Below are 14,092 nucleotides of genomic sequence, written 5' to 3'. Positions count from 1 at the left end.
CGGACATCTTGACTGCGATTCTCAGGTTGTTAATCGGAGCAAAAGACCCGCGGTAGTTTTCCCCTCAACGACACACCTTGTACTCGATGGTCATGCGATGCCGGCAGCACTCAAAGAGAGCATTGGTCCCGTGTTCGGGCAGATTGAGACCCGGCTGTGGCTGCAACTGCTGTCGCTGCAAGGCGAGCTCTTTGCGTCCCTGAACTCCATGCTGAACTCGGAGTTCGGCCTGTCGCTGGCAAAGTTCGACGTGCTGGCCCAGCTCGATCGCTACCGCGACGGAATGGCGCTCGGACAGTTGTCGCAGAACTTGAAGGTGTCCGGTGGGAACGTCTCGGGCCTCGTGCAGCGCCTGCTGGCTGACGATCTCATCAGCAAGGAAATGTCGAGCGAGGACCGCCGGTCGTTCATCGTGCGCCTGACGCCGAAGGGCGAAGCGCTGTTCAGGAAGGCGGCCGACGTGCACAAGAAGCACCTCAGCAAACGGCTCGAGAGTATCCCCGCCCACGAGCTGGAGACTGCGCTTTCGGTGTTGCGGTCCCTCTCCTCAAAACTTCGCACCGAGAGCAAGAAGCAGAGTCGCAGGAAATAATGGCCAAAGAATCCAGGAGCAGATGGAAATCCGGTCCACCGCGGACACGGGACCAGCTACAGACCTACATTCCCTATCTATTCAACCGCCTCGCCAATCGCTGGAACCTCGATCAGAACCGCGATCTCGCCGAGCACAACATCAACAACGTCGTCTTCCGGACGCTATCGGTCCTGTTCATCTACAAGACCCTGACAGTGAATGAGGTTGCCGTTCTCGCGGTCACCGAGCAGTCGACAGCGAGCCGCATGGTCGAGTCGATGGTGTCATCGGGGCTCGTCAAGCGCGAGATCGCCGAGGAGGACCAGCGCCGCCGCGTCGTCGGATTGACACCGGATGGCGAAGCTCTGCTGCGAAAGATCTGGCCGATCATGGAGAAGAACTACGACCGGCTGACCGCGGGCATCGACCCCGACGAGATCGAGGTGTGCGCGCGCGTGCTGGCGAAAATGGTCGAGAACATCCGCCAGAACCAGATCTGACCCGCACGTATCAAGGACCGAGGCCGACGAGGCTGGTGCCGCCACAGACGTAGAGCACCTGTCCCGTCACGAAGTCCGAGCGCTCGTCGAGGAAGAAACTAATGGCGTGCGCGACGTCCTCGCGGGAGCCGAGCCGCCCGACCGGAACGTTGCGCGCCATCCTCTGCTGCTGCTCCGAGCCCTTCGGGATGATGCCCCAGAAATTGTCGGTCAGGATCGGGCCTGGTGCGACGACGTTCACCGTGATCCCGCTCGATGCCAGCTCCAGCGCCCACGTTCGCGCCATGCCATGCACGCCTGCCTTGGTCGCGGAATAGGCCGAGCGCGTGGCCGCGCCCATGGCGGCGCGCGAGCTGACGAAGACGATACGGCCGAAGCGTCGCGAACGCATCCCCTCCAGCGCGGCCTGGGTGAGCAGCATCGGCGCGCCCAGGTGCAGTTGCGCCAGCGTCAAGATGTCTTCCGGTTTCGCATCGGGCAGCAGGTTCGGCAGGATCAGGCCGGCATTGTGGACGAGGCAATCGATGGCGTGATCGCGGCAGATCTCCCGCGCAATGGCGCGTGTATCCTCGATGCTGGTCAGGTCGGCGCGGTAGGCCGCGAGCAGATCATGCGTCCAGTCCGGCTTCTCCAGCCCGACCGAGACGACACGCTGGCCCTTCTCGACGAGCTTCTTCGCCAGCGCTTCGCCGATCCCGGAATTACCACCGGTGATGAGTGTGGTGCGGATCTCGCTCATGGTCAGACCTGCCGCCTCTTGAGGTCACGGAGATCGTGGAACGCGCCATCGCGCATCAGCTTTGCGATGAAGTCCTTCAGCCCGCCGCGCTGGATCTTCTCCGTTGCGGTCAGCGGGAGCTGATCGACGAAGCAGATCCAGCCCGGCGCCTTGTAGTAGGCCATCTGCTCCAGGCTCCAGCGCACGATCTCTTCGGCGAGCGCGCGGTCCGCGCCCTGCTGTTCGGCGATGATGACGGCGGCAACCTCGTCGCCGCGCACCTGATCGGGGGTAGCTGCGACCGCGGCCTGCCGGATCGCGGGATGGCGGTTGAGAACGGATTCGACCTCGACCGCGGCGATGTTCTCGCCGGAACGACGGATCACGTTCTTCTTGCGATCGACGAAATGCAGGTCTCCATCGGCATCGCGCGACACGATATCACCGGTATGGAGCCATCCGTCCTTCCAGGCCTCGGCGGTGGCTTCCGGATTCTTCAGATACTCCCTGAAGAAGCCGTAGCGGGGGTCGGCACCCGCCCGCCGCACCAACAGCTCACCCGGCGTTCCCACGGACGCATCATTGCCGCCATCGTCGACGATCCGAACGTCGACTTCGGGCGCCGGACGGCCGAAACAACTTGTGCCGACCTTGCGCGGCTCGACATTGGCGGCGATCACGCCGCCGCTTCCGGTCTCCGTCATCGCCCAGGCCTCGAGCAGCGGAAAGCCGAAGCGCTCCTCGAATGGCGCGTGCAGGAGCTTGTCGACGCCGGCGCCGAATCCGAACCGCACGGTATGCGCGCGATCCTGTGCGGACGGCGGCGCGCTCATCAGCATCGAGGGCATGACGCCGAGATAATGCAGGCAGGTCGCGCGGCTGTCCCGCACCGAGTTCCACCAGCTGCGCGGATGGAAGCGATCGAGCATGGTCAAGCAGCCGCCGACCGACAGCATCGCCATCAGCGACACCGCCATCGCGTTCATGTGAAACAGCGGCAGCGGCGTGATCATCCGCTCGCCATCGCCTTTGAGATCGATCAGCCCACCGACATCGCGATACCAGTTGCCGGAGTGCAGGAAATAGGTGTTGGTAAGCACGCAGCCTTTGGGCTGGCCGGTCGTCCCCGACGTATAGAGCAGCGCGCATTCGGTCGCGCCGTCGCCTGCACGCGCCGGCCGCGCGCCGTCGAATGGAGCTGGAATGTCGCCGCTGTCGGTCACCACCGGGATCGGCCGGCCAGCCTGTTTCGCCGCCGTATCGACCTCGTCGCGCCGTTCAGCGAGGACGAACGCCGCATTCATCTCGGAATGCGCGATGATGTATTCGAGCTCGCTGAGCCGCAAATCCGGGTTGATCGGCACCACGGAAACACCCAGCGCATTCAGCGCGAACCATAGCTCGACGAAGACCGGCCTGTTCTGGAGCAGCAGCCCGACCCGATGGCCTTCCCCATAGCCACGGCCGGCAAACGCCGTTCGCCAGCGCTCCACCCGTTCGAGCATGGCCCGATACGAGATCTCGCCGGCCGCGATGCCGTAGATGTCGGCTGTCTCAGGCAACATGTTGAGAAAGCCGGCTTCACCCCGGCGGAGGGCGATCTCGCCGAAGCGGGCATAGACTGTGGTCGCAGCGGTCAAGGCATACTCACATGAAGAGCTGGATGTTGCCGAACGGCGCGTCGAAATTGACGAGATCGACGCGCTTGAGCTTGATCTTAAGGTCGTCGCCGGACCGCACAAGCTCATGCGAGGCCCACCCCGAATAACGCTCCAGCATATCGCCGCGCGTCTCGGTATAGATGTAGGAGGTCCGCGTCTTGAACATTCCGGCCGCCTCGTCGCATGCGACGATCCGCGGCGCTTGGAGCAAATGATGGCAGCGGCTCTTCGGCTTCTGGCTGAAGGTGCGTTCGCCGGCCAGCCGCTCCACGCGCACTTTCAACAGCAACAGGTCTTCGTACATCAGTGACGGCTGTAGCACCGGATCCTGCTGCTGCCATTCCAGCGGCATCCAGTAGCGCCCCTCCTGGTGAAACAGGTCGAGCCAGGCCTGCCACTGCATCGTGTCGAGCAGCTCGGCCTCCCGATAGATGAAGTCCGCGATGGTTTTCTCGTCGATCATTCCGCGGCCTCGACGTGCTGATCCATGTCCATGGTCATGAATTTTGCCCAGGCATGAAACTGGTTCCGCATCTGGCGCTCCGATGTGCCATTGATGACCGCGGTGACATCCTGCTCTTCATTGCTCTCGTAGAGCCGGCGCAGATTGACCCATTGATTGCCGTTGGACTTCAGCCCCTCCTGGGCCCGCTCATACATTTCGAGATCGTCGTGCCCGACGATCGAGGTCGGCGCGTTGATGAAGCGGTTGTACATGAGCGCACGCTCATAGAGCTTGTCGGGCGCGCCGACCAGGCGATAGACCCAGCTCTCGACCAGCGTCTTGTCCACCGCGATCGGGATGAAATTGCGCAGGATCTGCACCGCGCCCTTGACCATGATGTTTGGGAAATAGACGGTGTTGTGCCGGACCTCTCCCAGGATCTCGTGGGCGCGCTTCTCGCCATAGGCCGCAACCATCTGACCGAGATAGCCTTGGATGTCCGAGTAGTTCGAGTGGATCGAATTGGCCACGCCGGTGTGGCCATGGCCGTTGGGCCAGATCCTGATGCCGCTTTGCTCGTAGAACTCGTACGGGCTCATGAAGGGCCCGTAGAGCTGCACAGCCATCGGCGTCTCCGTCGAGTCGCCCTGCTCGCGCTTCCAGACCTTGACGGCGGTACCGGCCGAGCTCTCATGCGCCACCATGGGATGGCAGGTGTCGGTCTGGTTCTCGACCAGCATCTTCCAATTGCAGGTGTGCATGTAACGGATCGGCGCGGCCTCGATGGCCAGCTTCCCCTCCGGCGAGCGGTCGACCATGTTGTCGATGGTCGAGAGGCTTTCGCCAAAATAGTCCTCGAAGGAGACACCGTTGTCGCTCAGGCGCGCGAAGATGAAATCGCGATAGATGACGACGTTCTTGATCTTCGACAGCCCCTCGTTCGCCTGGGTGTCACCGAAGCCGGTGTTCTCATAGCCCTTCTTCAGGGGGATCGCGAGCAGCGAGCCGTCGGTCTTGAACGACCAGGCATGATAGGGGCAGCGAAAGAATTTGCCGGTATTGCCGCAGGGCTCGGAGGCGATCTTCACGCCCTTGTGCGGACAACGATTGTAGAAAACGTGGATGGAGCCGTCGCTATGGCGGCTCGCCATGACCGGCTGCCGGCCGATATTGGCGGTGACGAAATCACCGGGCTTGGCGAGCTGACTGGCGTGCCCGACATAGATCCAGCTATTCGGGAACAGATGCTCCATCTCGAGCTCGAAGATTTCAGGATCGACATAGACGTCGCGATGCACCTCGGCTTCACGCACCAGGCCCTCGATCGCACGGGCGTTGTTTCCGTATTTCGCCATGGCGCCCCTTGCCTCCCTGTTAGAGATCCAACACCAGCCGTTCCGATTTCGCACGCGACACGCAGATCTGCATGACCTTGTTGGACGCCTTCTCATCGTCGCTGAGAATGACGTCACGATGATCGGGCACGCCTGCAATCACGCTGCACTGGCAGATGCCGCAATCGCCCCGCTGGCAGTCGTAGAGAACATCGATCCCCGCCGCTTCCAGCGCCTGGATGATGCTCTGATCTGCCGCGACCGCAATGACCTGCCCTGTCGACTTGAGCTCGACCTCGAACGGCTTGTTGGGCGAGCCGGGCTGCTCCGCCTTGAACAGTTCGAAATGGATGCGATCTGCAGGGATGCCCCTGGCGCGTGCGCCCGCCTTCACCGCATCGATCATCCCGGCAGGGCCGCAGACATAGACGCGGGCACCTGCGGGCGCATCGCCAAGCGCAGCCGCGATGTCGAGGCGAGACTCGTCGCTGTCGTAGTGAACGGACAAGTCCTTTGAACAGATCGCCTGCAACTGCGGCAAGAAGGCCAACCCTCCCGGCGCTCGTCCGGCGTAATGCAGGCGGTATGGAATGTCCCGCGCGCTCAGCTCCGCGGCCATGGACAGAATCGGCGTGACGCCGATGCCGCCGGCCAGCAGCAGCGCCGGCGAGGCTCCCTCTTGCAAACGAAAATTGTTGGCCGGCGCGGTCGCCCTCACAATATCGCCGGTCTTCAGCGCATGCATGAACTGCGAGCCGCCGGTCGACATCTCCTCGCGCAACACCCCCAGCGCAACGGTATCTCCAGGCAGGCCCGGCAATGCCATCAGAGAATACGGCCGATCTTCCCCGTTCGGCAGCAACACGCGGATGTGCGCACCTGCCTGCCATTGTGGGACAGCGCCGCCCTCCACGCCGAACACGAGGCTGCGGATGAACGACGTCTCCGCAACGACCGACTTCACCTTGAGCTTGAGCGGATGCGCGTCCATTCAGGCATCTCAAATTATATGAATTTGCATATTTTTAGACATGTAATAATTGATTGTCAATCGTCGTTGCGGCAGGGTTGGAATAGGAGGCCCGGGGCGACGGCAAGCAATTCGCGGCGATACGCGCGCATTTCATTCAGCCGGCAACACGCCCGGTCACTGCCCTGCGAAACCGCAAGACGCGCGCGACGCCTCTTCTAATTCATTGAAAAACTTGAACTCTGAGCAAGCTGCGGACAAAGAGATTTGGCGAAATCACACTTGGTGCGCTGCGCCGAAGGCCGCATTCGGCGCAGTGCATTGCTGGCTGGCCCACCTCAACCGATCTATTCGACCGATATCCTGATTTCACCGAGCCCTTCGATCCCGCCGGTCATGACTTCTCCGCGCTGCACCGGCCCGACGCCCTCCGGTGTACCCGTCATGATGATGTCGCCGGATTTGAGCGCCATCGACTGCGAACAGATCGAGATGATGTCCGGCACGGGCCAGATCAGCTTTGAGATGTCGGAATCCTGCTTGATGACATCGTCGACGGCAAGCCAGATGCGCCCGGCTTTCGGATGGCCGACTTCCGAGACCGGTCGCAGCGGGGCGATCGGCGCCGAGAGGTCAAAACCCTTGCCCCAATCCCAGGGACGGCCCTGCTCACGGGCCTGAAGCTGAAGATCGCGACGGGTCAGATCGATGCCGACGCCGTAGCCCCAGACGTGATCGAGCGCACGTTCGGGCGGGATATCGGTTCCGCCCTGCCCGATCGCGACGATCAACTCGATCTCATAGTGAAAGTTCTTTGTCTGCGGTGGATAGGGAACGGTCGCGCCGTCGTCCACGACCGTATCCGCAGGCTTCATGAAGAAGAACGGCGGCTCGCGATCGGGATCGCGCCCCATCTCGCGCGCGTGCGCCGCATAGTTGCGGCCAACACAGATGATGCGACGTACCGGAAAGCGCGCCGTCGAACCGAGGACCGCGACCGAAGCGTACGGCGGCGGTGGCAGAACAAAATCAGGGTTGGTCATGTCGTCACGCATTGCCGCGGTCCTCCCGGAACAAATGGAGCGCTTCCTGAATGGGGCGATCCGAATAAGAGAAAATCACCGCATCGCCGTCGAGCGCTTCATGACGCACGCGATGCCAGGAGGGGACCACGAAGATATCCCGCTTGCCCCACTCGATCACGACATCCTCGCCGGATCGAGGCGAGATGATGCTGCGGCCCCTGCCCTCGATCGGCACGAAAACCGTCGCGTCGGTCGAACGGTAAGTCGCGGTTGCGAAATTCTTCGGCAGGAGCTGGATGAAGGTCGCCATGGTGGCCATGGCGTGATTGCCCGTGATCGGGTTGGTGTAGCGCATCTTGAGGCCGTGGCACGGATCCCAGGCAGCAGTGCGTCGCAACCGTTCGAGCGCCTCGCGCGTTCGCGCATAGGGATAGTTGAATACCGGCGAGGTGCCACCGCCTCCTCTGTGATCGACGGGAAGGAGATTCTGGCCATAGCGGGCGTCGCTGTCGCCAACCGGCCGGATGATCGGCTGTTCGTCGACATCGAGATGTTCGGCAAACGAAGCATCCAGCATCTGAATGACGGGGATGTCGAGACCGTCCAGCCAGAACACCGGATCGGGACTGGGATTGCCGTGATCGTGCCAGGCCCATGGCGGCGTGATGATGAAATCCCCCTCGTGCATCATGGTACGCTCGCCGTTCACCGCCGTGTAGGCGCCTTCGCCTTCCAGGATGAAGCGCAGCGCCGATTGGGTATGGCGGTGGGCCGGCGCGACCTCGCCCGGCATGACCAGCTGCACACCGGCATAGAGGTCCGTCGTGATTTTGGATTGTCCACGCAAGCCCGGATTTTCCAGCACGAGAACTCTCCGTTCGGCCTCCTTCGCGGTGATGAGGCCACCGGCCTCGAGCATGTACGCGCGGATGTCCTGGAAGCGCCACGAGGCGGCTCGACAAGCGCTCCTCGGCTCGGGGGTCACGAGATCGGCCAGCGACAGCCATAGGGCCGTCAGGTTCTTCTTGTCGATCTTGTCGTAAAAGGCTCGCCGCTCCGGCGTGTCGGCGGTTGGCGCCATGATTGCTTGTTGGGACATCGTCGGTCTCGCTGTTAATGATGAAGCGTCGCAGTTGACGGCACGAGCTTGAGCGACGGCTCTCGTCTGCGCAGCGCGATCACGGCCAGTCCCGCCAGCAGTGCCGGGACCGCCGCCGTCAGCACGACGGACTGCGCAGTCCACCCGAAGCCGAGCAGAACGCCGCCCGCGACCGGGCCGATGATCGACCCGATGCGGCCCACGCCCAGCGCCCAGCCCACGCCGGTGGATCGGATCTCAGTGGGATAGAGGCCGGCCGCAAGCGCGTTCATGCCGATCTGCGCGCCCACCACGCCAAATCCGGCGAGGAAGGTGGAGGTCATCAAGGTCCAGACATTGGCCGATCCGAACGCGATCCCGGCGATGAAGAGCGCAGAGGCGGAATAGGCGCCGCCGAGCACCAGATACGGGTCGAGCCGATCGACGAAGCGGCCGAGAACGATCGCTCCGACGATGCCTCCGGCGTTCAACACCGCCGTCGAGAGGATCGCGATGTTGAGCGGCAGGCCGCTCGCCCTGAGCAGCGAGGGCATCCAGTTCACGAGGAAGTACATGACGAGCAGGTTCATGAAGAATGCGACCCACAGGAGCAGCGTCATGGATGCGCGGCCTTCGGCAACAAGCTTCGCCACCGGAAAGCCGGACGCCTGCACGGAAGGCATGACATAGCGGCTTGCCGTCGCCTGGGAGGCGGCCGGGTCGAGCCTTGCGAGCAGGTTTGCGATCCGTTCGTCGGCGACGCCGCGCGTCACGAGAAAGCGGATCGATTCCGGGAGCCAGATGAACAGAGCGATCAAGGTCACGAGGGGAAGCACGCCTCCCACGACGAATACCGAGTGCCAACCAAAGGCGCCGATGAGAGGCGCGCTGATCACGCCGCCGATCGTCGAGCCCAGCGGAAAGCCGCAGAACATGATGGCAATGAGCAGCGCACGCATCCGCTTCGGCGCATATTCGCTGGTCAGCGCGATGATATTGGGCATGGCGCCGCCGAGGCCGAGGCCCGTCAGGAAGCGATAGACCATGAGTTCGCTCAGCGTGGTGGCGCGCGCAGTGACGAGCGCGAAAATGCCGAACAGCAGCACGGAGAGCAGAATGACGTTCTTTCGGCCGAACCGGTCGGCCGCAGGGCTCAGGACGAAGGCACCGACCGTGAGACCGGCAAGGCCCGCACCGAAGATCGGACCGAAGCCGGCCATCGCGATCCCCCATTGCTCGGCGATGACGGGCGCGACATAGGCGATCGCCTGGGTGTCGAAGCCATCGAGCATGGCAATCCACCCGCAGAGAACGAGAATCAGGAATTGGAGGCGTCCGAACCGCGCCTGCTCGATGACTTCGGTCACGTCGATGGTCTTCGCAGTGGACATCACGAACTCCAGTGTGAGCTTGGATTTCTAAGGCGGTGACAATGCGGCTCGAGAGCGGGCCGCGTTCATGCGTCCAACGGGGCGCTGCGCAGTTGCTGACGATCGATCTTGCCCGTTCCGGTCTTCGGCAATTCGGACCGGTATTCAATCAGGCGCGGATATTTGTAGGGGAGCAGTTTCGACTTGACGTAATCCTGCAGCTCACGCGTGAGCGTTTCGCTGGCCACATGCCCCTCCCCAAGGATGACGAACGCCTTCGTCGTCATGCGACGGTCGGGCAACTCCAGTCCGAGAACCGCGCATTCCCTGACAGCCGAATGCTCCGACAGGCAGAGTTCGATCTCGAGCGGGTAGATCCATTGGCCGCTCACCTTGATGAGATCGTCGACGCGACCGACGAACGTGAAAAATCCGTCGGCGTCCTCGAGGAGCCTGTCGCCGGTCCAGATCCAGCCGCCGTCGCGCATGGTCTGCGCGGTCTTGTCCGGCCTGTTCCAGTAGCAAGGCGCGTTGGAGTGACCACGTATCCACATGACGCCTTCCTGGCCTTGGGCGACGGGCTCGCCTTCGGGCGTGGTTAGCCGGATCTCATATCCGGGAACGCGCTTGCCTGCGGTTCCGGTCCTCTTCTGTTTGTGCGTATTCGAAAGATAGATGTGCAGGACCTCGGTCGATCCGAGCCCTTCGACGATCTCGAGTCCGAAGCGTCGTTTCCAGTCGCTGAAAATGTCCTGCGACAACACCTCTGCCGCTGACAGGCATAGGCGCACGCTCGACAGGTCGGCAGATTCGATACGTGGGTGATGGAGCAGCGCGTTGTAGAGCGTCGGCAGGCCGAAAAAGAGCGTCGGCTTGAACCGCTCGACCGCGTCGAGAACGGCACCCGGCTCGGGCCGACCGGCGAGAAGGACCGTGCTCGCACCGACCGAGAACGGGAACGTGATGGAATTCCCGAAGCCATAGGCGAAGAAGATCTTGGGCACGGAGAAGCAGATGTCGTTCTCGTCGATCCCCAGGATGTGACGGCCGAAGCTCTTCGCCGTATAGGCCATGTCGTGCTGGAGGTGCACGATGCCCTTCGGTCGGCCGGTGCTCCCCGAACTGTACATCCAGAACGCCATGTCGTCACGGCGCGTGGGCGCAGCTTCGAGCCTGGACGGAAATTGCGCAAACCAGTGGTCGCCATCGAGAACCTTGATCGACGGCGACTCACTTGTGGCCTCACCGTCGAGCACGATCAGGGTGCGCAGCGACGTTCCCGCGATCGTCTCCTGGTCGAACAGGGGCGCATACTCGGCCTCGACGACCGCGACCGGCGCACCCGAATCCTGCAGATAGAAGCCGATCAAGTCCTTCGGCGATAGCGTGTTGATCAGCATGGGAACAAAGCCGGCGCGAATGGCTCCAAAGAAGACCGCGGGATAGGCCGCCGTGTCGTTCAGCAGGAGCAGCACGCGATCGCCTGCAGCAAGTCCGAGCGATTTGAGCGCGTTTCCGGCTTTGGTGGCCTTGACGCACAACTCGCCATAGCTGGTGTTACCGGCCGCAGCGTAGATTGCGACCTTGTCGGCACGGCCCGCCCTGAGATTGTCGAAGAGGATTTCGCTGGCGTTGTAACGCTCAGGAATTTCGAAGCCGATCTCCAGCGCGCCGGGCGCATCGTCAGGCACATGATCCACGATCGCGTGGCGGATTCCGTTCGTCATGGGAGCGCTCCTCATCATCGCGACGTACTGGAGACCAATGAATTGGCGTCGTAACGCGCCATGAAACGCGGCGACATTGCACGGAGCTGATCGTCGTCGATCCGGCCGGAGCGGGTGATGTAGCTATGGCCGAAATCCAGCGGCGCCAGCTTCATGTGCGCTGCAAAGCGCTCGTACCAGGCCGCGCTCGTTCTTGCGGCCTTGACCAGCTTCTCCACCACGGGGCGGCGCGCGGTCTCGTAAGCCTCCAGCGCACGGCGAAGATCACGCGGTTCACCGTCCAGGGCATTGACGAGGGCGATGACGTCCTCGAGCGCGAGGCGTGTACCCGATCCGATCGAAAAGTGCGCGGTGTGGAGCGCGTCGCCGACGAGCACCATGTTGCGGTGGGACCAGCGATCGTTCCACAGCCACGGGAAATTCCGCCAGATCGACTTATTGTTGACGAGTGGATGCCCCTCGAGCGTGTCGGCGAACACCTTCTCGCAAATCGCCCTGCCCTCTTCCTCCGTCTTCTCCGCAAAGCCGGCGCGCAGCCAGGTCGCGCGATCGCACTCGACGATGAATGTGCTCATCGTCGGAGAGTACCGGTAGTGATGGGCGTTGAAGCTGCCGAACTCGCTTTCGACGAAGGTCTGAGTCAGCGTCTCGAAGCGTTTCGTGGTGCCGTACCAGGCGAACTTGTTGTCGTCGTAGGAAAGCGAAGTCTTGAAGTCGCCCTCGTAGGTCCTTCGGACCAGCGAGTTCACACCATCCGCAGCCACGATCAGATCGTACCCTGCCAGCTCATCGACGGAGCGCACGACCGAGCCGAACCGGAGATTGGCGCCGGCGGATCGCGCGCGCTCGGTCAATTGCGTGATGAAGTCGAGTCGCCCGACCGCGGAGAAGCCGACCCCGTCGAGCACGACGCGCTCGCCGCGATGAACGAGCGTGATATCACGCCAAGTCTCCATGCGGGCCGAGACGGCATCCGCCGTTTCCGGATCGTCGGCGCGCAGGAAGTCGAGCGCCTTGTCGGAGAAGACGACTCCGAATCCCCAGGTGGCACCCTCGGGATTCTGCTCGAAGACGTCGACATGATCCTCGGGATGCCGGCGCTTCCATAGGTAGCCGAAGTAGAGCCCCGCAGGACCTCCCCCCAGCACAGCGATGCGACTGAGCCGCATGACCTTCCTTCCCTGTTGCTTTTGCTTACCGCTCCTATTTGCGTATTATGCAATGCATTTCCGTTTGTGCAATATATTTTTACGCATGGAGGAATTATTTCTTTTATATGCAATCAGATTGGCGTGTCTAAGCTGCAGGCCAGGCGCCGCACGACAGGAGGATTTCGGATGTTCGAAACAGCTTTTACGATCGAGTGGGGCGATTGCGACGAGGCCGGAATCGTCTTTTATCCCAACTACTTCTATTGGCTTGACTGCACCTATCAGCGCTGGCTGCGCAAGCATGGATTGAGCCAGCGCGAGCTGCGGCGGCGCTTCAACAGCGTGACGCCGCTCGTCAACGTCGCCGCCCAGTTTGTCGGGCCTGCCCGCTACGACGATGAACTGGTGGTGCGAGCAGAAGTGGCCGAGTGGCGAGAGCGGCGGTTTCGAATCGACTACAAGCTGTCGGTGGCAAACGTGCAGGTTGCCAGCGGCTTCGAAGAGCGCGCCTGGGCCTCTCTCTCAGACACGGGCGAACTTCGCGGCGCGAACGTCCCGCCCGAGTTCAGGGAACTGATGACATGAAGCGGAAGCCTGCGAAAGACACTGGCGAAGAGAGCGGCGGAACGGCTCCCGGTGGCATCCAGGCTCTCGACGCCGCGCTTTCGGTCCTCCGGGTCCTGCGCTCCTTCGATGGGCCGGCGGCGCTATCGGATATCGCGCGCGAAGCGGGGATGCCTCCAAGCAAAGTCCACCGCTATCTCGCGAGCTTCATTCATGCGGGCCTTGCCGTGCAGAAGGAGCGTTCCGGCCGGTATGACCTGGGGCGTGAAGCGGCAGAGCTGGGCGTTGCGGCGATCAGCCGGAACAACTTCGTCGTCCGAGCGTCCGACGAACTCGAGGAATTGGCCGCCGCGACCGGCCAGGCCGCGTTGCTTGCGGTCTGGAGCCACCATGGCCCGACGGTCGTCAGGCTGGAGAGAGGCCCCAATCTGACGACGACGTCGATCGGTCTTGGCAGCACGTTTCCGTTGCTGGACTCAGCGACCGGACGCATCTTCCTCTCGTACCTGGCCCAGCAGCAACTGGCGGGGCGGCTGCACCACGAACTCGAACGAGCGGCTACCGCGGGCGTGAGCTGGCCGGATCTCAATCCCGACGTGGCAAGTGTCGAAGCATTGACGGCGAAAGTCCGCCGCGAGCGCGTCGCCTACGTTGACGGACGTTTCATCCCGGGCTTGAGCGCGATTTCGTCGGCCATCACGAACTGGCAGGGAGAGATCGAGGTCGCGGTGACCCTCTTCGGCACGCACAAGGAATTGCTGGAGCCGGGCAGCGCCACGCGAACCGCTTTGGTCGATTTTGCCTCGCGTCACTCGATCGTCCCGCCGGCCCAACTCGGCAATGCGAGTGATCGAGCGCGATAGACGGCTCGCGGCCACATCGTTGTGGAAGGTCAGCGGGCTAGGCTCTCTAAAGCGCGATGAGAGTCATCGCGCTTTAGGTTGTTGTTTGAGCATGATCTTTTCGGAAAACCGC

14 protein-coding genes are annotated in these 14,092 nt (G+C 62.5%); 4 read left to right on the top strand and 10 right to left on the bottom strand.

Going from position 1 to position 14,092, the window contains the following annotated elements:
• The first annotated feature begins 97 nt into the window (after nt 1-97).
• Both QQL28_RS00860 and QQL28_RS00855 read left to right on the top strand, forming a co-directional pair.
• Entirely contained in the window at nt 98-592 is a 495-nt protein-coding gene (locus QQL28_RS00860) for a MarR family winged helix-turn-helix transcriptional regulator (RefSeq protein ID WP_284260177.1), read from the top strand.
• Entirely contained in the window at nt 592-1,074 is a 483-nt protein-coding gene (locus tag QQL28_RS00855; protein ID WP_284260175.1) for a MarR family winged helix-turn-helix transcriptional regulator, read from the top strand. Before QQL28_RS00860 ends, QQL28_RS00855 begins: the two co-directional genes overlap by 1 nt.
• Nucleotides 1,075-1,084: 10 nt before the next feature.
• Here the strand turns inward: QQL28_RS00855 and QQL28_RS00850 are convergent, their stop codons facing one another.
• The 10 genes from QQL28_RS00850 to QQL28_RS00805 all read right to left on the bottom strand — a co-directional run bounded on the left by QQL28_RS00850 (nt 1,085) and on the right by QQL28_RS00805 (nt 12,571).
• Nucleotides 1,085-1,813 (bottom strand): SDR family NAD(P)-dependent oxidoreductase, encoded by a 729-nt coding sequence (locus QQL28_RS00850; RefSeq protein WP_284260174.1) that lies wholly within the window; start codon nt 1,811-1,813, stop codon nt 1,085-1,087.
• A 2-nt stretch (nt 1,814-1,815) separates the two neighbouring features.
• Nucleotides 1,816-3,432, bottom strand: a complete 1,617-nt coding sequence (locus QQL28_RS00845) for an ATP-dependent acyl-CoA ligase (RefSeq protein ID WP_284260173.1) — start codon at nt 3,430-3,432, stop codon at nt 1,816-1,818.
• Nucleotides 3,433-3,439: 7 nt separating this feature from the next.
• A complete protein-coding gene (locus QQL28_RS00840; protein WP_284260172.1) occupies nt 3,440-3,916 on the bottom strand; it encodes an aromatic-ring-hydroxylating dioxygenase subunit beta in 477 nt (158 codons plus the stop codon).
• On the bottom strand, nt 3,913-5,253 hold the full coding sequence (locus tag QQL28_RS00835; protein WP_284260171.1) for an aromatic ring-hydroxylating dioxygenase subunit alpha: 1,341 nt from the start codon (nt 5,251-5,253) through the stop codon (nt 3,913-3,915). The genes QQL28_RS00840 and QQL28_RS00835 overlap by 4 nt, the downstream gene beginning before the upstream one ends.
• A gap of 19 nt (nt 5,254-5,272) precedes the next feature.
• Entirely contained in the window at nt 5,273-6,223 is a 951-nt protein-coding gene (locus QQL28_RS00830) for a PDR/VanB family oxidoreductase (protein WP_284260170.1), read from the bottom strand.
• Nucleotides 6,224-6,549: 326 nt separating this feature from the next.
• Complete coding sequence (locus QQL28_RS00825) at nt 6,550-7,257, bottom strand: fumarylacetoacetate hydrolase family protein (RefSeq protein ID WP_284260169.1); 708 nt, start codon at nt 7,255-7,257, stop codon at nt 6,550-6,552.
• Complete coding sequence (gtdA, locus tag QQL28_RS00820; RefSeq protein WP_431309560.1) at nt 7,250-8,308, bottom strand: gentisate 1,2-dioxygenase; 1,059 nt, start codon at nt 8,306-8,308, stop codon at nt 7,250-7,252. Before gtdA ends, QQL28_RS00825 begins: the two co-directional genes overlap by 8 nt.
• 32 nt (nt 8,309-8,340) lie before the next feature.
• Entirely contained in the window at nt 8,341-9,696 is a 1,356-nt protein-coding gene (locus QQL28_RS00815; protein WP_284260167.1) for an MFS transporter, read from the bottom strand.
• A gap of 65 nt (nt 9,697-9,761) precedes the next feature.
• Entirely contained in the window at nt 9,762-11,402 is a 1,641-nt protein-coding gene (locus QQL28_RS00810) for a benzoate-CoA ligase family protein (RefSeq protein WP_431309555.1), read from the bottom strand.
• Nucleotides 11,403-11,416: 14 nt separating this feature from the next.
• Nucleotides 11,417-12,571, bottom strand: coding sequence for an FAD-dependent monooxygenase (locus QQL28_RS00805; RefSeq protein ID WP_284260166.1), 1,155 nt, complete (start codon nt 12,569-12,571; stop codon nt 11,417-11,419).
• A gap of 168 nt (nt 12,572-12,739) precedes the next feature.
• Here QQL28_RS00805 and QQL28_RS00800 point away from each other — a divergent pair, with 168 nt between their 5' ends.
• A complete protein-coding gene (locus QQL28_RS00800) occupies nt 12,740-13,138 on the top strand; it encodes an acyl-CoA thioesterase (RefSeq protein ID WP_284260165.1) in 399 nt (132 codons plus the stop codon).
• Nucleotides 13,135-13,980: an IclR family transcriptional regulator gene (locus tag QQL28_RS00795; protein ID WP_284260164.1), complete on the top strand. Its 846-nt coding sequence runs from the start codon at nt 13,135-13,137 to the stop codon at nt 13,978-13,980. The genes QQL28_RS00800 and QQL28_RS00795 overlap by 4 nt, the downstream gene beginning before the upstream one ends.
• Nucleotides 13,981-14,092 lie beyond the last annotated feature (112 nt).

This window comes from Bradyrhizobium iriomotense, from assembly GCF_030160715.1.
Lineage (GTDB): Bacteria > Pseudomonadota > Alphaproteobacteria > Rhizobiales > Xanthobacteraceae > Bradyrhizobium > Bradyrhizobium iriomotense.
Note: the sequence above shows the minus strand (reverse complement) of the source record. Positions and strands in the feature narration are given on the sequence as shown.